Annotated in this window: 19 protein-coding genes and 1 other annotated feature; of the genes, 13 read left to right on the forward strand and 6 right to left on the reverse strand. The window is 41.1% G+C overall.

The genetic code is table 11. The annotated features are described in order from the left end of the window. Position 1 precedes the first annotated feature (1 nt). Positions 2–1,024 (forward strand): phosphomevalonate kinase, encoded by a 1,023-nt coding sequence (locus A0O21_RS03780; RefSeq protein ID WP_173644627.1) that lies wholly within the window; start codon positions 2–4, stop codon positions 1,022–1,024. Beyond that, positions 1,005–2,027 carry a type 2 isopentenyl-diphosphate Delta-isomerase gene (gene fni / locus A0O21_RS03785; protein WP_067061530.1) on the forward strand — a complete coding sequence of 341 codons (1,023 nt, stop codon included), beginning with the start codon at positions 1,005–1,007 and terminating at the stop codon, positions 2,025–2,027. The genes A0O21_RS03780 and fni overlap by 20 nt, the downstream gene beginning before the upstream one ends. Before the next feature lie 70 nt (positions 2,028–2,097). On the opposite strand, the gene trhA is transcribed toward fni, so the two are convergent. The 4 genes from trhA to A0O21_RS03805 all read right to left on the reverse strand — a co-directional run bounded on the left by trhA (position 2,098) and on the right by A0O21_RS03805 (position 5,911). Further along, positions 2,098–2,754 (reverse strand): PAQR family membrane homeostasis protein TrhA, encoded by a 657-nt coding sequence (trhA, locus tag A0O21_RS03790; RefSeq protein WP_067061533.1) that lies wholly within the window; start codon positions 2,752–2,754, stop codon positions 2,098–2,100. Beyond that, positions 2,744–3,196, reverse strand: coding sequence for a DUF1836 domain-containing protein (locus A0O21_RS03795; RefSeq protein WP_067061538.1), 453 nt, complete (start codon positions 3,194–3,196; stop codon positions 2,744–2,746). The genes trhA and A0O21_RS03795 overlap by 11 nt, the downstream gene beginning before the upstream one ends. 239 nt (positions 3,197–3,435) lie before the next feature. Next, positions 3,436–4,734 carry a hydroxymethylglutaryl-CoA reductase, degradative gene (locus tag A0O21_RS03800; RefSeq protein WP_067061542.1) on the reverse strand — a complete coding sequence of 433 codons (1,299 nt, stop codon included), beginning with the start codon at positions 4,732–4,734 and terminating at the stop codon, positions 3,436–3,438. After that, positions 4,724–5,911, reverse strand: coding sequence for a hydroxymethylglutaryl-CoA synthase (locus A0O21_RS03805; RefSeq protein ID WP_067061545.1), 1,188 nt, complete (start codon positions 5,909–5,911; stop codon positions 4,724–4,726). Before A0O21_RS03805 ends, A0O21_RS03800 begins: the two co-directional genes overlap by 11 nt. Positions 5,912–6,510: 599 nt before the next feature. On the opposite strand from A0O21_RS03805, the gene A0O21_RS03810 reads away from it, so the two are divergent. The 8 genes from A0O21_RS03810 to mmuM all read left to right on the forward strand — a co-directional run bounded on the left by A0O21_RS03810 (position 6,511) and on the right by mmuM (position 13,600). After that, complete coding sequence (locus A0O21_RS03810) at positions 6,511–6,948, forward strand: MarR family winged helix-turn-helix transcriptional regulator (RefSeq protein WP_227806885.1); 438 nt, start codon at positions 6,511–6,513, stop codon at positions 6,946–6,948. After that, on the forward strand, positions 6,945–7,325 hold the full coding sequence (locus tag A0O21_RS03815; protein WP_067061551.1) for a hypothetical protein: 381 nt from the start codon (positions 6,945–6,947) through the stop codon (positions 7,323–7,325). The genes A0O21_RS03810 and A0O21_RS03815 overlap by 4 nt, the downstream gene beginning before the upstream one ends. Before the next feature lie 181 nt (positions 7,326–7,506). Continuing rightward, the gene (locus A0O21_RS03820) at positions 7,507–8,346 is read left to right on the forward strand and encodes a thymidylate synthase (RefSeq protein ID WP_067061556.1); all 840 of its coding nucleotides are present in this window, start codon (positions 7,507–7,509) and stop codon (positions 8,344–8,346) included. A gap of 86 nt (positions 8,347–8,432) precedes the next feature. Beyond that, a complete protein-coding gene (locus A0O21_RS03825; protein WP_067061557.1) occupies positions 8,433–8,930 on the forward strand; it encodes a dihydrofolate reductase in 498 nt (165 codons plus the stop codon). A gap of 236 nt (positions 8,931–9,166) precedes the next feature. Further along, on the forward strand, positions 9,167–10,396 hold the full coding sequence (clpX, locus tag A0O21_RS03830; protein ID WP_067061562.1) for an ATP-dependent Clp protease ATP-binding subunit ClpX: 1,230 nt from the start codon (positions 9,167–9,169) through the stop codon (positions 10,394–10,396). A gap of 15 nt (positions 10,397–10,411) precedes the next feature. Further along, positions 10,412–11,011 (forward strand): ribosome biogenesis GTP-binding protein YihA/YsxC, encoded by a 600-nt coding sequence (gene yihA, locus A0O21_RS03835; protein WP_067061565.1) that lies wholly within the window; start codon positions 10,412–10,414, stop codon positions 11,009–11,011. Positions 11,012–11,235: 224 nt separating this feature from the next. Continuing rightward, positions 11,236–12,612, forward strand: coding sequence for an amino acid permease (locus A0O21_RS03840; RefSeq protein ID WP_067061570.1), 1,377 nt, complete (start codon positions 11,236–11,238; stop codon positions 12,610–12,612). A gap of 37 nt (positions 12,613–12,649) precedes the next feature. Beyond that, complete coding sequence (gene mmuM / locus A0O21_RS03845) at positions 12,650–13,600, forward strand: homocysteine S-methyltransferase (RefSeq protein WP_067061574.1); 951 nt, start codon at positions 12,650–12,652, stop codon at positions 13,598–13,600. A 58-nt stretch (positions 13,601–13,658) separates the two neighbouring features. Here mmuM and A0O21_RS03850 read toward each other — a convergent pair whose 3' ends face one another. Together A0O21_RS03850 and A0O21_RS03855 are read right to left on the reverse strand one after the other, a co-directional pair. Beyond that, entirely contained in the window at positions 13,659–14,303 is a 645-nt protein-coding gene (locus A0O21_RS03850; RefSeq protein ID WP_067061577.1) for an endonuclease III domain-containing protein, read from the reverse strand. Positions 14,304–14,476: 173 nt separating this feature from the next. Continuing rightward, positions 14,477–16,588, reverse strand: a complete 2,112-nt coding sequence (locus A0O21_RS03855; protein WP_067061580.1) for an AAA family ATPase — start codon at positions 16,586–16,588, stop codon at positions 14,477–14,479. A 425-nt stretch (positions 16,589–17,013) separates the two neighbouring features. Between A0O21_RS03855 and A0O21_RS03860 the strand changes: the two genes are divergently transcribed. The 3 genes from A0O21_RS03860 (at position 17,014) to rplL (ending at position 18,857) form a co-directional block, all read left to right on the forward strand. Next, positions 17,014–17,469 carry a GNAT family N-acetyltransferase gene (locus A0O21_RS03860; protein ID WP_067061583.1) on the forward strand — a complete coding sequence of 152 codons (456 nt, stop codon included), beginning with the start codon at positions 17,014–17,016 and terminating at the stop codon, positions 17,467–17,469. A gap of 279 nt (positions 17,470–17,748) precedes the next feature. Beyond that, positions 17,749–17,883, forward strand: a sequence feature (ribosomal protein L10 leader region). A 28-nt stretch (positions 17,884–17,911) separates the two neighbouring features. Next, the gene (rplJ, locus tag A0O21_RS03865) at positions 17,912–18,412 is read left to right on the forward strand and encodes a 50S ribosomal protein L10 (protein WP_067061587.1); all 501 of its coding nucleotides are present in this window, start codon (positions 17,912–17,914) and stop codon (positions 18,410–18,412) included. 73 nt (positions 18,413–18,485) lie between these two features. Continuing rightward, positions 18,486–18,857 carry a 50S ribosomal protein L7/L12 gene (gene rplL / locus A0O21_RS03870; RefSeq protein WP_067061590.1) on the forward strand — a complete coding sequence of 124 codons (372 nt, stop codon included), beginning with the start codon at positions 18,486–18,488 and terminating at the stop codon, positions 18,855–18,857. The last annotated feature ends 455 nt before the right edge of the window (positions 18,858–19,312 follow it).

Below are 19,312 nucleotides of genomic sequence, written 5' to 3' on the forward strand. Positions count from 1 at the left end.
AGTGGAAAAAACAATGCAGGTTCAGGCTGGCGGCAAACTCTATCTTGCCGGTGAATATGCTGTCCTTGTGCCAGGACAGTCTGCTATTATCAAAAATATCCCCATTTATATGACAGCTTCTGTTAAAGTCGCTCCTGAGATTGTTATCCAATCTGATATGTTTGATTATCAGGCGGGATTGGAGCCGGACAGGCATTATGCCATCATTCAGCAGACAATTCTCCATTTTGCAGATTTCCTCCAAAAAAGAGCAGCAGATCTGCCTGCTTTTTCGTTGGCAATCAGCGGTAAAATGGAACGTCAGGGGGTTAAATTCGGCATCGGATCCAGCGGCAGTGTTGTTATTTTAACAATAAAAGCCTTAGCTGCTTTTTACCATCTTGACTTATCAGCAGATACTGTTTTTAAATTGGCTGCCTATACTTTGCTTAAGAAGGGCGATAATGGCTCAATGGGAGATGTGGCCTGTATTGCTTATGATGATTTGGTTTATTTTACTTCTTTTGACCGGCAGCAAGTAAAAAGCTGGATAAAGAATGAATCACTCCAGTCTGTTCTGCAAAAGGACTGGGGCTACTGTATTGAACCCATTAAGTCTGCTCTGAATGTTGATTTTTTAGTGGGATGGACCAAGGAAGCTGCGCTTTCAAGCGAGATGATTCGGCTAGTGCAGGGAGCTATTAATCCTTATTTTCTGACCCGCACCCAAGAGCAGGTGCAGGAATTAAAAAGGGCATTTTTAAAGGGGGATAAAACCAAGGTTAAAGAGGCTCTGACAGCAGTAAGCCGCCTTCTTCAGGATTTGCACCCAGCTATTTACAGTGATAAGCTTTTGCTTTTAAAGCAAGCTGCACACGGACTGGATGCGGCTGCTAAATCATCAGGCTCAGGAGGAGGGGACTGCGGTTTAGCGCTGTCCTTCAGCCCTGAAGCAACAAAAATCTTGTCTGAACGCTGGCAGGCTGCCGGTATTGAATTACTTCTTTTAGAACATGTGAGGACAAATGACGAATCGAAAAGATGACCATATACAATTTGCCTTAAACTATCAGGCGCCCTATAATAGTTTCGATGATATGGAACTGATTCACCATTCTTTGCCTGAATATGATTTACAGGATATTGATTTATCAACTCATTTTGCGGGTCAGGACTTTGAATTTCCTTTTTATATCAATGCCATGACCGGAGGAAGTGAGAAAGGCCGATCGGTTAACCGCAAATTAGCTTACATTGCTCAAGCAACGGGTATTCTTATGGTAACAGGGTCTTACAGTGCCGCACTTAAGGGTAAAGATGTCAGTTCCTATCCTAGCCTTAACGACTTTCCCAATCTCCTGCTTGCTGGCAATATTGGTATCGATAAGCCTTATTCAGCAGGCTTACAAACAATAACAGAACTCCAGCCTCTATTCTTGCAGCTTCATCTTAATGCTATGCAGGAGCTATTAATGCCGGAAGGCGAACGACAGTTTCGCTCTTGGCGGACAACTTTAGCTGATTATGCAGCTAAATCCCCTGTTCCAATTGTGCTTAAAGAAGTGGGGTTCGGTATGGACAAGCAAACCATTGAAACTGCTCGGGCTTTGGGTATTAACACATTTGATATTTCAGGTCGAGGCGGCACCAGCTTTGCTTATATCGAAAATCAGCGCAGCACTAAGAACCGTTCTTACCTCAATGAATGGGGTCAGACAACTGTTCAAACACTTCTTAATATCCAATCATTGACTGATAAGGTTGAGATTCTTGCTTCAGGAGGTGTCAGACACCCTTTGGATATGATTAAGGCCTTAGTTTTAGGAGCAAGAGCAGTTGGTCTGTCTCGGACAGTATTAGAGTTAGCCGAACAGTATTCATCATCTCAGGTTATTGCTATCATTAACAGCTGGAAAGAAGACTTACGTTTAATCATGTGCGCTTTGAACTGCCGAACGGTTCCGGAACTTAAATCAGTTGATTACCTCCTGCATGGGCAGCTTTTGACTCAGAAAAAAGCTGAACTAGGACTCAAGCCCAGACATTAAAAAAAACAGGTCTAAAACCATCATCATTAGCGATAAGGTTTTAGACCTGTTTTTAAAGTCCTGTTCAGCTTTAGAGCATAAAATAGACAATGCCAATATACTGTAAGGCTGAAGCGAGCAGGATAAAAAGATGCCAAATCATATGGTCATAAGGTTTTTTTCTGGCGTAGAAGAAGGCACCGACAGTATAAGCCAGCCCTCCTCCCAGCATTAAAGCCCAGAAGATAAAACCTGTTTTACTGATAATAGCTGGAATAATAAAGATGACCAGCCATCCCATCAGAAGATAGAGGAGGAGACTGAATTTTTCATTGATTTTCTTAGAAAAAATTTTATAAAGAATTCCAAAAATCGTTGTTCCCCATTGTAAAAAGATAATGAGATAGCCGAGCCAGCCCCCGACCAATGAAAGCGCGACAGGAGTATAGCTGCCGGCAATGGCAATATAAATCATACTGTGATCAATGATACGCAGAACATATTTTTGCATGGATGCATAAGCCATTGCATGGTAGATAGTAGACGACAGAAACATGAGAAAAAGGCTGATGACAAAGACTGACATGCCAACAGCTGCAGTTTGTCCAAAATGCTGTGAACTGTAAACAGCTGTGAACGGCAGCAGAAGAAGAGCAATAACAGCTCCGACGGCATGAGTAACGCTGTTTGCTACTTCCTCCCCGAAAGAAAGCTGTTTGCTGAGTTTGTGAGTAAGACTAGGATTCATTTCTACTTTCCCCTTGAAGTTCTAAAACGAGCTGATGAGTCTGCTGGTACAATTTTAAGGTCTGACAGGCTGAAACAACAACAGCCGGAATATTTTCGCTTTTCTCGCCGTTCATACAGGCGACAAAATTGTCATACATGATTTGAGAGTGATTGTCTTGTGTTAAAATAGCCAGAGTTTGGCTGATTTCCTGAATGGAAAAAACATTTTTTAAGCTGGTTATCACAATGAGACGGGCCAATTGCCTGCGATTATACTTTTTTTTAACAGGTTTGTCGATGTGTCCGTGTTTGACATAGTTGTTGATCATTGAAGCAGTCAGTCCTTTATCATTGGCTACTCCTGCCTGTTGGCTGATTTGGTTGACATAAAGAAGAACCTGATCCAGATAGAGATCCAGATTTGGTAGTTCAGTCCATTTTGGATAAACTTGTGCTGACAAACTGTTTTAGCCTCCTTATTATCTAGTATCTATAACTAGATTATATAATTTTAATAACTCAATGTCAAGGAAAGAAATTGTAAAAAAAGGCTGGGACAAAAGCCCTGCCTCCTTTCACTTTTTAGGTATATTGTCCCACTCTCTTTTGTCTTTATCAGGATACAGCAAATAATACCATTACTCTCAGGATTTTTAACTTATCAGTCTAAATCAATGAAAGCTGCTTCAAGACTGAAAAACTATTTCTGTGAACTGTGGGCATTTTGCTGACGTAGATCTGACAAGATAGCTTTTGCTTTTTCAAGATTCATGGGCTTAGTTTCTATGAGCTGACTGACGACAGCAGCCACTTCACCTTCCTTTGCTCCGGCTGACAGTGCTAAAGATTTAGCTTGGAGTTTCATATGGCCAGCTTGAATGCCGGTGCTGGTTAAAGCTTTTAAGGCAGCAAAGTTTTGTGCTAAACCGACAGAAGCAATAATTTGAGCCAATTCTTTTGCGGAAGGTTCTCCCAGTAAATCATGGGCTAAACGGACACTGGGATTAAGGCCGATTGATCCGCCTTTGGTAGCAATAGGCATTGGCAAAGTCAGCTGGCCTTTTAGACTGTTTTCATCGCTATCATAGGTCCAAGTTGACAGGCCGCGGTATTGTCCGTCCTTGCAGGCGTATGCATGGGCTCCAGCCTCGATAGCCCGCCAGTCATTGCCGGTAGCTAAAACGACGGCATCAATCCCATTGAAAATGCCCTTATTATGTGTACTGGCACGGTAAACATCGGCTTGTGCCAACTGGCTGGCCAGAGCTATTTTGCGGGCAAACACCTGGGCTTGTTCTTTATTGCGGCTGAGAAAACGCAGTTTAATCTGGCATTCAGCAGTAACAAGGGATTTAACGGCATAGTTAGAGAGCACTGCCAGTAAAGTCCGGCCTCTGGAAAGTTCTTCAAGCGGAGAAGCCAGGGCCTCTGTCATGGTATTAATGATATTGGCTCCCATCGCTTCCTTTGTGTCTACAGTAAGGTAGACAAGTATCAAGTCATCTTTGGCCTCAACAGATAAATCGCAAGCACCGCCGCCTCGCTTGACAATAGAAGGGTAGGCCTGATTAGCCAAAGATAATAAATGTGACTTTTGTGCCAAAATAGCTTCTTGGGCCTTTTCTTTGTCAGTGACATCATAAATAGCCAGCTGACCGACCATTTGGCGGCTATGAATCCGCGCAGTAAAGCCTCCCGAGCGTTTGATAATCTGTGCAGCAAAACTGGCAGCTGCTACGACAGAAGGCTCTTCTGTGACAAAAGGAACCTGATAAACCTGGTGGTTGATAAGAAAATCAGGGGCTATGCTAAAAGGTAAAGCCAGTCTGCCAATAACATTTTCTGTGATTTGATCTGCCCGGCTTAAAGAAAGCAGTTCTTCATCAGCCAACAGTTGCTGAGAATCATCGGAAAGGAGCTTGTGTTCCTTTAGGTAAGCTGCCCTCTCAGCAGGGGTCTTCCTAGCAAAGCCGGACCAGTTTAGTTTTTTATTCACCATTGGCTGCCACCTTGCGGTAAATTCTTTGATGGCCTAGAATCTCCTTTAGAGCAAAAGGGCCGGTTTTATAGTTATCAAAAGACGCATGGCCGTTTTCATCAATCTGAGCTTCTTCAAAAAACATCTTTTCATAGTCTGTAACAGAAAGGACGGTTCGTTTTTTTAATTCCTGCAAACGGCTTTGTCCTTTGAGGAGCTGCTTTTTAAAACCTTTTGCCAAAGTTCCGGTGAAAATCTCAGCTACAGCACCGCTGCCGTAACTAAACATAGCGATTTGGTCGCCTTCCTGCAGACTTGTACTGTTTTCAAGCAAAGATAAAAGCCCTAAAAAGAGAGAGCCAGTGTAGATATTGCCGATCTGTTGGCTGTAAAGAATAGAGTGTTGAAAATTATCTTTGAGTTTTTCTTTAACAGCTTCCGGAAGCTGTTTGTCCAGAATTTTATTGAAGCCCTTAAGCGCAAGCTTTGGAAATGGGATATGGAAACAAAAAGCGGCGAAATCTGCTAAGGATTTGTTAAAACGCTTTTGATACTCATCCCAGCTTGTCTTGAGCATATCAAGGTACTGCTTTGTTGAATACATGCCATTAACATATGGTGTCACTGAATAGTTGGGACGCCAGAAATCCATAATATCACGGGTTAAAGCCAGTGACTGATCATGCAAAACCATGATAGCAGGGTCTTTTGTCAGAAGCATAGCCACACTTCCGGCTCCTTGAGTGGATTCTCCCGGAGTGCCGATACCATATTTAGCAATATCAGAAGCAATAACCAATACCTTACTGTCCGGATTTTTTCCGATATGAAGTTTAGCATAATCTAATGCAGCCGTTGCGCTGTAGCAGGCTTCTTTCATTTCGATACTGCGTGCAAAAGGCTGGATGCCAAGCAGCTGATGGATATAAACTGCAGCAGCCTTGCTTTGATCGATACCTGATTCTGTAGCCACAATGACCATATCAATATTTTCTTTATCTGCCTGCGTCAGAATTTTTTGAGCCGCCGATGCTCCTAAGGTTACAATATCATCAGTAACAGGAGCGATACTTAAGGCCTGCAGAAGCAGACCTGTACTGAATTTTTCCGGATCCACACTACGGCTGTTTGCCAAATCGTCCATATTCAGCACATACTGTGCCGTTGCAAATCCTATTTTATCAATTCCGATTTTCATGTTTACCCAGTAAACCTTTCTAATCTCTTAATGCCTAACCTTAATTTTACCATAAAGTCAATAAATAGATTCACAAAAAAATTATTTCTTTCAAATATCAAAGTAAAATAGTCGGATTTTTTATAAAATACCATAAGACTTCAATTATCGCATAGAATATTGACATATCAAAAATAAAACTAATCAGCCTATCGCTGATTTTTCTGATGTGACTTGAGTTTTGAGCTGGTATTTTTCAGAGAGCAATGAAAATTAAAGGGATTTCTAACTATAAATGAAATTTTTACAGGGGTAAATACTTTAAAATAGTTTTTTTTCTCACATTTGAAAGTCGCAAAAGATAGTAGAACGATGATAAAAATGGAAAATAGAGGTTGCCTTAATGACAATCACACTGAAACATCAAACCGCTTGATTCAATACTATCAGAAAGGCAGGCACAGTAGTAAAATATTTTAATTTATAAATTACGGCGTTACAGTTCCTAATACTTGAAAAACAATGATAGCTTTTTTGACTATTTATGTTGCTAAAACAAGAGATTTGTAATATAATATGTATACAAATAATTTTTATACATATTATATGGGGAAGGAAAAATGATGAAAATTGAAGATTCGCTAGGGTATCTGCTGAATTCGAGTGCCAAACTAATAAAAAGAACACTTGATGCACAATTAAAGATGTACGATATTACCTCTTCTCAATGGGCTGTTTTGAGTGTGCTGTCTGTAGAAGATGAGTTATCTCAGGCCGAAGTAGCCGATAAAATTAATTCGGACAGAGCGACATGTGGCACTATTATCGATAAATTAGTCTCTAAAAAGTTAGTCGAAAAAAAATTATCTGAAAACGACCGTAGAAGTTATAATGTAAAGCTTTTACCCAAAGCAGTGAATATTATATCTGAGGTTTCTTCAATAGCTAATAGTGTCAATGATTTAGCAGTAATAGGATTATCCGCATCGGAAATTCAAACTCTCGTTAAGTGCTTAAATATCATTATGAAAAATTTAGATGGAGGTTTGCATAAATGAAAATGACAATGTGGATTATGTTCTTTATTGGAGTGACTGAAATGGTTGCCAATTTGTTTTTCTTGTTCAATATCACAAAAGGAAAAGGTTTAAAAGCAGCTAAAAAATTTCATGGAGATTTTCCTGCTTATGCAACTGATAAAGCTTGGATTCTAAAAATATTAGTTTCTTTAGTATTGGGTCTTATTGCAATAGCGGCAGCTTTTTCTATATACTTCAATACAAATTCAAAGATGCTTCTGTCTGCTCTATTTGTTGGTGGCCTTTTTTCATTATGCAGTGTGCAAGCTATTTTGTATGGGAAAAAGTATATACCTGCTCGAATAAGCATTGTAGTAGCTGTTACACTTATATTATTAGTTTTTCTAAAATTATAGCAACTAAACAATGAAAAATTGGCATTTCAAAATTTATACAGGGCGGTGATTAAAAAACAAAGTATCTTTTAAACTCTGCTCTGCTGTCGGTCTGAACGGTTTTAAGAAAAAGGTTTTTTCCTCGCTTTTTTTCGATTTTTCCGATAAAATAATAACAGCTATTTTTAGGAAGGTATGTTCGATGACTAAAGCAGATCTCATTTTCAAGGATAATATTAGAAAAATCATGGACGAAGGGGTTTTTAGCGAACAAGCCCGGCCTAAGTATAAGGATGGGACAACCGCTAATTCTAAATATATTACTGGGGCTTTTGCGGAGTATGATCTGGCGAAAGGAGAATTTCCTATCACAACCCTGCGGCCTATTGCTGTAAAATCAGCCATCAAAGAAATTTTTTGGATTTATCAGGATCAGTCAAATGACCTTTCTGTTCTTAATGATAAATATGGGGTGAAATACTGGAATGACTGGGAAGTTGGAGAGTCCGGAAATATCGGTCAGCGTTATGGTGCGGTTGTCAAAAAACACCGTATTATTGATACGATTTTAAAGCAGCTGGCAGATAATCCCTGGAACCGGCGCAATGTCATCTCGCTTTGGGACTACGAAGCTTTTGCAGCCAGTGACGGGCTCTACCCCTGTGCTTTTCAGACAATGTTTGATGTGAGACGGGTAGATGGTGTTATCTATTTAGATGCGACACTGACTCAGCGGTCCAATGATATGCTGGTTGCCCACCATATTAATGCCATGCAGTATGTTGCTCTGCAGATGATGATTGCCAAACATTTTGGCTGGAAAGTGGGCAAATTTTTCTATTTTGTCAACAACCTGCATATCTATGACAATCAATTTGATCAGGCGCGTGAATTGCTGCGGCGGGAGCCGTCAGACTGCCAGCCTCAGCTCCGTTTAAAGGTTGCTGATGGTACGAATTTTTTTGCTATCAAACCAGAAGATTTTGAATTAATTGATTATGATCCGGTTAAACCGCAGTTAAAATTTGATTTAGCTATCTGAAAAATGCAGAGAATTTTTATCTCTGCATTTTTAAAAGAAATCTGTTAGAATTGAAGTAAATGTGAGACCAAAAGGTAAGAGAAAAAATGACAAAGCGAATCATTGCGATTTGGGCAGAAGATAAAGCCGGCCTGATTGGGGCTGATGGCAGCCTCCCTTGGCATCTGCCCAAAGAGCTGCAGCACTTTAAAAAAACGACCATGGGACAGGCTCTTTTAATGGGACGTGTGACTTTTGACGGGATGAACCGCCGGGTTTTACCGGGACGTGATACCTTAATTTTAACGCAGAAAACTGACATAAAGAGCCAAGAAAACCTTATTGTTGTTCATAGTGTTGCTGAGGCTTTAGAATGGTTTGCCAAACAAAATAAAAGTTTGTTTATTGTCGGCGGTGCCAGTGTTTACAAGGCTTTTTCCGAGCACTATGATGCGCTGATTAAGACAACTGTCGACGGCAGATTTACAGGAGATACCTATTTCCCAGAACTTGATTTGTCTGATTTCCATCAGACTTCCCAAATCTTTTATACGAAAGATGATAAAAATGCTTATAATTTTTCGGTTACGGTTTTAGAAAAATAGGAAAGAAGGAGTTCCTTTTTACAAAATGCAACGAAGTGTTTTTGGAGTATTCACTGCCTTTTTATGTGTGATTTGCGTATTGTGCGCCCTGCCTGCCTTTAAGAAAAAGCGCTATGGTTTAGGGGCTTTGCTTTTGCTGAATGCTTTTACTAATTTAGTAAATACCATTCATGCTTTTTATAACACCCTGTTTTAACAAACGGTTATTTAGCTAGGATAGTCTAGAAAGAGGAATCATGGCTGGAAATAGAAATAATGATGTTAAAGTTTACTGTTCTTTCTGCGGGAAAAGTCAAGATGAAGTGAAAAAAATTATTGCTGGCAACAGTGTATTTATTTGCAATGAATGTGTTGCCTTATCGCAGGAAATCATCAGAGAAGAGTTGGCCGAGGAGGTCTTGGCCGACTTAGCAGAAGTGCCTAAGCCAAAGGAACTTCTGGCTGTTTTAAATGAGTATGTGGTCGGACAGGAACATGCTAAGCGCGCCTTAGCAGTAGCTGTCTACAATCATTACAAGCGCATTTCTTTTACAGAAAGCCAAGAAGAAAGCGATGTCGATTTACAGAAGTCAAATATTCTCATGGTAGGTCCGACAGGGTCGGGAAAGACCTTTTTAGCACAGACTTTGGCTAAGACCCTCAATGTTCCCTTTGCAATTGCAGATGCGACATCGCTGACAGAAGCCGGCTATGTCGGAGAAGACGTTGAAAATATCCTTTTAAAACTGATTCAGGCTGCTGATTTCAATATTGAACGGGCCCAACGCGGGATTATCTATGTCGATGAGATTGATAAGATTGCTAAAAAGGGTGAGAATGTCTCCATTACACGGGACGTATCCGGTGAAGGTGTTCAGCAGGCTTTGCTTAAAATTATTGAGGGGACCGTTGCCAGCGTTCCGCCGCAAGGAGGGCGCAAACATCCTAACCAAGAGATGATTCAGATTGATACCAAGAATATTCTTTTTATTGTCGGCGGAGCTTTTGATGGTATCGAAGATATTGTCAAACAGCGTCTGGGAGAGAAGATAATCGGCTTCGGACAGAATAATAAGCTGCTGGCTGATAGTGCTTCTTATATGCAGGAAATCATTTCCGAAGATATTCAGAAATTCGGGCTGATTCCTGAATTTATCGGCCGTCTTCCGGTAGTTGCAGCTTTGGAAGAACTGACAGCAGATGATTTGGTACGTATCCTGACTGAACCGCGCAATGCTCTTGTTAAACAGTACCAGACATTGATGTCTTATGACGGCGTTGAACTGGATTTCGATGAATCGGCTCTCAAAGCTATTGCCGAAAAAGCTATTGAACGCCGGACAGGTGCACGTGGACTTCGCTCTATTATCGAAGAAACCATGCTTGATATCATGTTTGAAATCCCAAGTCAGGAAGAGGTTAGCAAGGTACGTATTACAAAAGAAGCTGTTGAAGGAACAGATGGTCCTGTTTTAGAAACAGCTTAAGGAGGATGGGGATTAATGGCGGATTTCAGTTATTTAAATACACATAGAGCAGAAATCCTTTTAAGTGCCGCTAATAAGTCGCAGTACCCTCAGGATGATCTTCCTGAGATTGCTTTAGCAGGCCGTTCAAATGTAGGGAAATCCAGTTTTATTAACTGTCTGCTGGGGCGGAAAAATCTTGCCCGAACGTCTAGCAAACCCGGAAAAACCCAGCTCCTCAATTTTTACAATATTGATGACAAATGCCGTTTTGTTGATGTCCCTGGTTACGGCTATGCTAAAGTTTCCAAGAAAGAACGTGCCAGATGGGGCCGGATGATTGAAGAATACCTTATCGAGCGGGATAACCTGCGGGCTGTTGTCAGCTTGGTTGATTTCCGGCATGATCCGAGTGCAGACGATGTGCAGATGTATGAATTCTTGAAATATTGCGGCATTCCTGTTATCTTGGTCGCTACCAAGGCGGATAAAGTCCCTCAGGGGAAATGGCCTAAACATGAAACTGCTGTTAAGAAAAAACTGGATTTTGATGAAACGGATGATTTTATTATCTTTTCAGCCCTTAAAGCAAAAGGTGTTGAGCAAGCGTGGGACGCAGTCCTGAAATATCTGTAACAAACGGTTCTGCTGAGCTGAAAAAGGTATTCTGCCAGCAGCAGACATAAAGTATAAAAAATGAGGCTGGGACAAAAGTCCTGTCTCATTTTACTTTTTGAGATTGAAGAGAGGTCTTAAATCAGTTTCCTTTATAGTTTTTACCTAAGTCATCGATAGGAAAAGACTATTTTTAAGTCCATATAGAATATGATAAGATAAAACTATCAACAAATGGAGGCCTTATGGAAAATCATCGGTTTAAAAATGAAGGAACGTTCAAACGGGAGATGACCCGTCGTCATCTGCAGATGCTCTCAATAGGCGGTGTTATCGGAACTGGTTTATTCTTAAGTTCAGGATATACTATCGCTCAGTCCGGACCTCTGGGAGCAGTGTTTTCTTATTTATTCGGAGGTTTGGTCGTCTATCTGGTCATGTTTTCTTTAGGTGAACTGGCTGTTGCTATGCCTGTTACGGGCTCTTTCCATACCTATGCCAGCCGCTTTATCAGTCCTGGGACGGGTTTTGTAGTTGCATGGTCCTATTGGCTGTGTTGGGTAGTGGCTCTCGCCTCTCAGTTTTTAGGAGCTGCTATGCTCATGCAGCGCTGGTTTCCAGGAATTCCTGTCTGGTTTTTTGCTGCACTTTTTGCTGCTATAATTTTCTTTTTGAATACCTTGAGTGTCGGCTGGTTTGCTGAAACGGAGTACTATTTTTCCAGTATTAAAGTCTATGCGATTTTGGCCTTTATTCTGCTGGGATTAGGAGCTGTTTTTGGCCTGCTGCCTTTTTCTGGAACAGACCAAGCGCCTTTATTTTCTAACCTAACGGCTAATGGGTTTCTGCCCAAGGGTTGGGTCGGTCTTGTTTCTGTTATGCTTGCTGTTAACTACGCTTTTTCAGGTGTTGAAATGATCGGTATTGCAGCAGGAGAAACGGATAATCCGGAAAAGGAAGTGCCTGCCGCTATAAAATCTACTATTGCTCTCTTGATTGTCTTTTTTGCCTTAACTATCTTTGTTTTGGCCTGCTTGCTTCCTATGAAAGAAGCAGGAGTGACTGAAGCCCCCTTTGTTTTAGTTTTAGATAAAATCGGTCTGCCTTTTGCAGCCGATATTATGAATTTCGTTATCCTGACAGCCATTCTTTCAGCTTCTAATTCAGGTCTTTATGCTTCTGGACGAATGCTTTGGTCTTTGGCTAATGAAGGGATGCTCAGTAAAAAAATAGTAAAAATTAATAAGCAAGGTGTCCCGATGCGGGCAATGCTTTTATCAATGGTAGGGGTCATTTTTACACTTTTTTCCAGTATTTATGCTGCGGATACAATTTTTTTAGCGCTTGTTTCTATTGCTGGCTTTGCAGTAGCAGTTGTTTGGCTGTCTATCCCTATTGCCCAAATAAATTTCCGTAAAAAATGGCTGCAGGACCATACAGAAGATGAACTGACCTATAAAACACCGTTCAGTCCCGTCCTGCCTTATCTGACGAGTGCTTTGCTGCTGCTGTCCATTGTCGGGATTGCTTGGGATCCTTCACAGCGTGCCGGCCTTTATTTTGGACTTCCCTTCATGATTATTGCTTATGTCTATTACCGATTGTGGCACAAAAAATGGTAAACTGCCCTTTTGTATCTTAAATGGAGGTGATGATAAAATGGCATTATTTAAGGATTTGCTGACTGTAAACGATTATTTGATATTGGACGGTGCTTTAGGTACAGAACTTGAAAAAAGAGGTTTTGATGTAACTGGTAAGCTCTGGTCAGCTAAATATCTGCTGGAAAAACCCAAAGCTATCCAGGACCTCCACGAGTTATACTTAAGGACCGGCGCGGATATTCTGACAACGTCCAGTTATCAGGCGACTCTGCCAGGCCTGCAGGCTGCCGGACTGTCGGAAAAGGAAGCTTTGGATATTATTTCATTAACTGTCCAACTAGCTAAAAATGCTCGAGATAAAGTCTGGCAGGAACTGTCTGAGGATCAAAAAAAGCAGCGGCCTTATCCGCTGATCAGCGGCGATGTCGGACCTTATGCAGCCTATTTGGCTGATGGTTCTGAATATACCGGTGCCTACCGTTTAACTCAAGAAGAGTATAAAGCCTTTCACAGGCCGCGAATTCAGGCTTTGATAGCAGCAGATTGTGATTTACTGGGAATAGAAACCATTCCAAATGCCGACGAAGCTCGGGCGCTTCTTGATTTGTTGGCAGAGGAATTTCCTGATACTGAAGCCTATATGTCTTTTACGGCACAAGATGACGTCCATATTTCTGACGGAACAGCCATTGAAGAACTTGCTCTCATGTGTGATAAAAGTGAGCAAATTTTAGCGCTGGGGATTAACTGCAGTGCTCCGAAAGTCTTCGACGGCTTGCTCAGGCGAATACGGTCAGTCACAGACAAGCCGCTCATCACTTATCCTAACTCGGGCGAAGTTTATGACGGCACCACACAGACTTGGAAAGACTCTCCGGACCAATCGCACAGTTTGCTGGAAAATGTTCTGCGGTGGCATCAAGCAGGCGCAAAAATTGTCGGCGGCTGCTGCCGGACTGGACCGGAAGATATCAGCTATCTCTTTCAGGCAATTCGCCTAAAATAAATGAAAGAGACTTCCGAAAAAAGGCAGAATGACAATCCCTCTTTCTTGGAAGTCTTTTTTAAAGAACTAATTGATCTCCGGCTAAAAAGCTGGACTCAAATTTTTGAGGCGGTCGGAGATATTTTTTGCCGAATTCATCAATAAGTCCGTGAAATTCCTGAGCGTCCTGAAAGGTGAAGGGATCCGGAAGGACTGACAGTCTTTGGGCTAAGCTTTTATAGTCTGTCAGATCCTCTATCCCGAGCTGTGTAAAAAGTGTCCTTGCGTATTTATCTGAAATAAACTGCGGCTGATCAAAAATATAGACCAGCAAAACGTCTGCTGTTTCCTGACCGACGCCATGCAGGGACAGCAGCTCTTGACGCAGATTTTTACCGTATCGCCGGATAATCTTATCCGGCTTTTTTTGGTGTTCAAGGTACCACTGTGCAATGGTTTGAATAACCTTGCTTTTATTTTTCATAAAACCGGCCGGTCTGATCCATTCCTCTAGTTCATCTTGCGGCAGTTCTGCAATTTTTTTGAAATCATAATGGTTTTTTTCTTGTAACACCTGCGAAGCACTGAGAGCATTTTTTTCAGTAGTATTTTGGATAAGAATCGCTTCAATGATAATTTGCTCTTTCGTCTCAGCCGGCCACCAATGTGTCGGTCCCATAGTGTTCAGCATTTTTTGGTATAAATCATAGAGTGTTAAATGCATAAAGATCTTGGTCTTTCTTTTTTTCTAACGTTACCTTATCACAATTAGCATTATTAATCAAAAAGAAAGAAGAAGGAACCCATAGAAGGGACGGAAACAAATTTGGACAAAAGCAGGAAAGAGAGTGCAAAAAAGCTGGGATAGTGTTCATCCCAGCTACTGGATATAAAGTCTTATAACGATGCTTTTCTCTCAGAAATGATGATTTGATGGTCTTTATAATCTGCCAGAAGATGCTTGCAGTCAAGATGGTCAAGATAGAAATCGGTAATTTTGTCGCGGATTTCCTGTTCAATCACTCTTCGGAGCGGTCGGGCTCCCATCGCTTCATCATAGCCAAGTTCAATGAGATGGTTTTTCGCTTGATCAGTCACTTCCAAGTCAATACCCTTTTTAGCTATTGTCTGCTGTACTTCGCTGAGCATCAGATTAACAATCTCTTTTAAGTCTTTTTTACTTAAATGTGAGAATTCAATAACACCGTTAAATCGGTTTAAAAATTCCGGACGGAAATAAGGTGCAATCCGGTCCATAATGTCCTGCCGTTCTCCTGTCTCTTCCTTGTCAGGAAGGGGGCTGCCGAAGCCGGCATTTGAGGTTGCAATAATAACTGTATTTTTAAAATCAACGGTATTGCCTTGTCCATCTGTCAGCCGGCCGTCGTCTAAAACCTGCAGAAGCAGTGTGATAACCTGAGGATCAGCTTTTTCAATTTCATCAAGCAAGATGATGGCATAAGGATTTCGGCGGACCCGTTCAGTAAGTGTGTTGCTGTTATCATCATAGCCTACATAGCCAGCGGTCGTACCGATCAGTTTTGAAACGGCTGTACGGTCTGAGTATTCCGACATATCCAGCCTGATAATGGCATCCTTGGAACCAAACATATCAAGGGCTAGCTGTTTAGCTAATTCTGTTTTCCCTACACCTGTCGGTCCGACAAAGAGAAAACTGCCAATCGGACGATTACCTTCATCAAAACCTGCTCGATTGCGCCGGATTGCCCGAGCCACAGCGGCGACCGCTTCATTTTGCCCGATGACTTTTCCCTGCAAACGCTCACCCATTGCTTTTAATCGTTCGATGTCACTGGCTCCCATATTTGAGACAGGGATACCTGTCAGGCGTTCAACTGACTCAGCCACATCATTGATTGTAGCTGTTACTTTTTGGCCTTCTTTATGATTATCAATCTGCTTTTGCAAGTCCTCAATCCGTGTTTTAACAGCCAAGGCTGCTTCATAATCTTCACGGGCAGCGGCCTCTTCTTGCTTGTTTTTTTGCTGTTTGATTTCTGCTTCGAGCGTTTTGACATCTGTGACCGGATGCTGCGCTGCTAAATGGGCAGCAGTCATATCAATAAGGTCAATAGCCTTATCCGGCAAACTGCGCTGCGGGATATACTGAATAGAATAATCAATGGCAGCTTTTAAAACCTTATCCGGTAAAATCACATTATGATGCTGCTCATACAGTGTGCGAATTCCCATCAGAATCTGGAAAGTATCTTGGTCTGAAGGAGCATTGACCTTGACCTCATTAAAGCGGCGGGCAAGTGCAGCATTTTTCATGATGGTATTGCGGTATTCATCTTGGGTTGTTGCCCCTATGACGGTTAAATCGCCGCGAGACAGGGCTGGTTTTAAAATATCTGCCAGCCCTTTTGAGCCACTATCACCACCGGTGCTGCCGGCGCCAAGAATTTGATGGATTTCATCAAAAAATAAAATAATATTGCCAGCATCTTTTACTTCCTGAATTAAATCTTGAATGTTTTCTTCAAAACTGCCGCGATACTGTGTGCCGGCTTCCAAGCCAGAAATATCAATCGAAATAATGTCCTTATTTTTAATTGCAGCAGGGACATCGCCATTGACAATGGCCTGAGCCAGCCCTTCAACAACAGCTGTCTTACCCACTCCTGCATCTCCGACAAGAACAGGATTATTTTTTGTCCGGCGGGAAAGAATCTCTGCTGTTTCCTGAATCTCCTTATTACGTCCAATCACCGGATCTAAATGCGATTGACGTGCCTCTTGTGTCAGATTTGTTCCCAATTTAGCCAAAATCCCGTCTGTTTTCGGTCCAGCAGGACTTTTAGCTTTTTCTGGATTTCCGGGAAGCTTGCCGGTTGCCCTGTACTGTTCAAATTCTTCCGGCGTAATTTCCCGTCCGTTAATCAGATAGCGGCGGTTTTCAGTGTTATAACCGCCCATATTGCCCATCAGTTGGCTGAAGATATCATCCATATTTCCAAAAGGATCACGATTAGAATAATTTGCCATAATGCTTACCTCACTTTTATGAAAAAATAATATTATTATATGATTTAAACTTAGAAGGTAATACAGGACTAAATAAATGAAATCCCATTAAAAAGCTTTTTAGGATTATTTTCTCAATCACCTTCTGATACTATTATACACCATTGGTCAGTGAAGGTCAATATAAAATGATACAAAACTGCGTTTTTTTTGGCAAAATATGGATATAAAATCTCTTTTTTGATATTATGATAGGATTTTGGGAATAATATCGAATTTAAGAAGCCAAACGAGGACACTAATGATGTCTTCGATAATCGACAAGGGTAAGGACCAGTCCAAAGCTTGCTGGAATAAAAGTGGTGACAAATGACGAATTTCCTGCTACTATTTTCTTGAAGGGTTCAGTGCCTTTAGAATGGATTCTAAATTTGTGAGGGTTGAATATGACTGTCAGGTTTGAAAAAGGGATAAATAAGGATAACGCTCTTCTTTTATGTGAATGGTCCAATAAAGAAGGAAAAGCGTTTCAGGAACAATGGATGGGGTCTCGAATTTCTTATCCTCTGAATTATGACAAGATAAAAGAACTGGAGAATATCTTTTCGATCTTCGATAAGGAGAAATTTATCGGAGTGGTACAAGAAGTATGTATTGATAAGGATAAGATACATATAGGAAGATTTGTCATAGATCCCCGAAAAACAGGACTGGGTCTTGGAATAGAAGCGCTGAGAGAATTCATGGCCTTCATTTTTAAAGATGAGGCTATTAAAAGTATTTCGCTAACTGTTTTTGATTTTAATCAAAAGGCTAAGAAACTTTATGAGAAACTCGGATTTGAAATTGATGAAATCATCGAGACCCCGAAGCTGAAGTATATCATGAGGAAATACAGGTAAATGTCAGTTCGCATTGACCCTAACAAGTAAATAGTAGCCTCTTACCAGGTTCTTTTTGGTACATTTTAAAATAGATTGCAATGAATGATGCATTCACTACAATGGAAAAAGTCAGGATTTCCAAAAATTAAATTTATAAAGGCCAAACCAATCAAAGCAGTAAACTAGATTCCAGGACCCTGCTTTCTGTCTGGGAAACCGGGTGATTTTTATGCTTAGGTCCTGAAAAAATCGACAGTATGTGTTGACAGATAAGCGATATTAGGGTATACTAATGAAGGTTTTGAATAAAACTGACCTAAGACAGCAGGGGAGCTTGGCTCGTAATCTTCCTGCCGAGGCACAAAACGTCATTAATGAATAACGTATTTGTACTTTCGTGTCTAGGTTTAGGTGCGATTTTTTTGTGCCTAGCCCAAAAATAAAAACGGAGGTAAAAGGAATGAGTGAAGCCATTATCGCTAAAAAAGCTGAGCAGGTTGAACGTGTTGCCGAAAAAATGAAATCAGCAGTAAGTATTGTTGTTGTTGATTCACGCGGTCTTACCGTTGAGCAAGATACTGTTCTGCGCCGTTCTCTGCGTGAAAGCGGCGTTGAATTCAGAGTTGTTAAAAATTCTATCTTGACCCGTGCAGCTGAAAAAGCAGGTCTTGACGATCTGAAAGATATTTTTGTCGGACCGTCTGCAGTAGCTTTTTCAAATGAAGATGTGATTGCTCCGGCAAAGATCATCAATGATTTTGCAAAAGATGCTGAGGCTCTTGAAATTAAAGGCGGTACGATTGAAGGCGCTGTTTCAACCAAGGAAGAAATCCAGGCGCTTGCCAAACTGCCAAACCGCGAAGGTATGCTTTCTATGCTTCTTTCTGTACTGCAAGCACCAGTGCGCAATGTTGCCTATGCTGTTAAAGCAGTTGCGGAAAGTAAAGACGATGCTGCCTAAGCGTTTTGTAACATTATCTTGCAGCTAAGCTGCAAAAACATTTGATTAAACTGATAATTTGGAGGAATACACAATGGCATTGAACATTGAAAACATTATTGCTGAAATTAAAGAAGCATCAATTCTTGAACTTAACGATCTTGTAAAAGCTATTGAAGAAGAATTTGGTGTAACTGCTGCTGCACCGGTTGCTGCTGCAGGGGCTGCAGGCGGAGCTGAAGAAACTGCTGCTAAAGATTCATTTGATGTTGAATTAACTGCTGCAGGCGACAAGAAAGTTGCTGTTATCAAAGTGGTTCGTGAAATTACAGGCGAAGGCCTTAAAGAAGCTAAAGGCCTTGTTGATAACGCACCATCTGTTCTTAAAGAAGGCGTTGCTGCTGCAGAAGCTGAAGAACTTAAAGCTAAGCTTGAAGAAGCAGGTGCTTCAGTTACTCTTAAATAATAAGGGTATGCAATTACATTGCGAAATCCAAGCTTAGCAGGGTTTTGAGCAATGTCAAAAAGTGAAAATGAGGTGGAAAATGGTTTCATTCTCCACCAAAACCCCACCAAGAATCATTTCTTAGTGGGGTTTTTTTATGTGACTTTCAGTCCGTCACGCTCCGTAGGGTGCGTGACAAATGAACCACCCGTTTGACGGGTGGTCATGATTTTTCTCGACGGTATAAAATCCGAATAGAAAATAATCTGATAAATTTAAGTTAAGCTGACAAAAATTATTGAATACGGTAAAATAGTGAAAATGATTAAATAAGGAGAATTATGCAATGCCACATTTATTGACTCAGCTTAATGATATACTTACTGCAGGCTTCCTGACAGGTGATTAGGAAATTAATCATTTTTATTGTCATAACAGTTTTTGCTTCTAGTTTGCTAATATTAGACTGCAAATAA

Origin of the sequence: Streptococcus pantholopis (genome assembly GCF_001642085.1) — a bacterium.
GTDB classification, from domain to species: Bacteria; Bacillota; Bacilli; order Lactobacillales; family Streptococcaceae; genus Streptococcus; species Streptococcus pantholopis.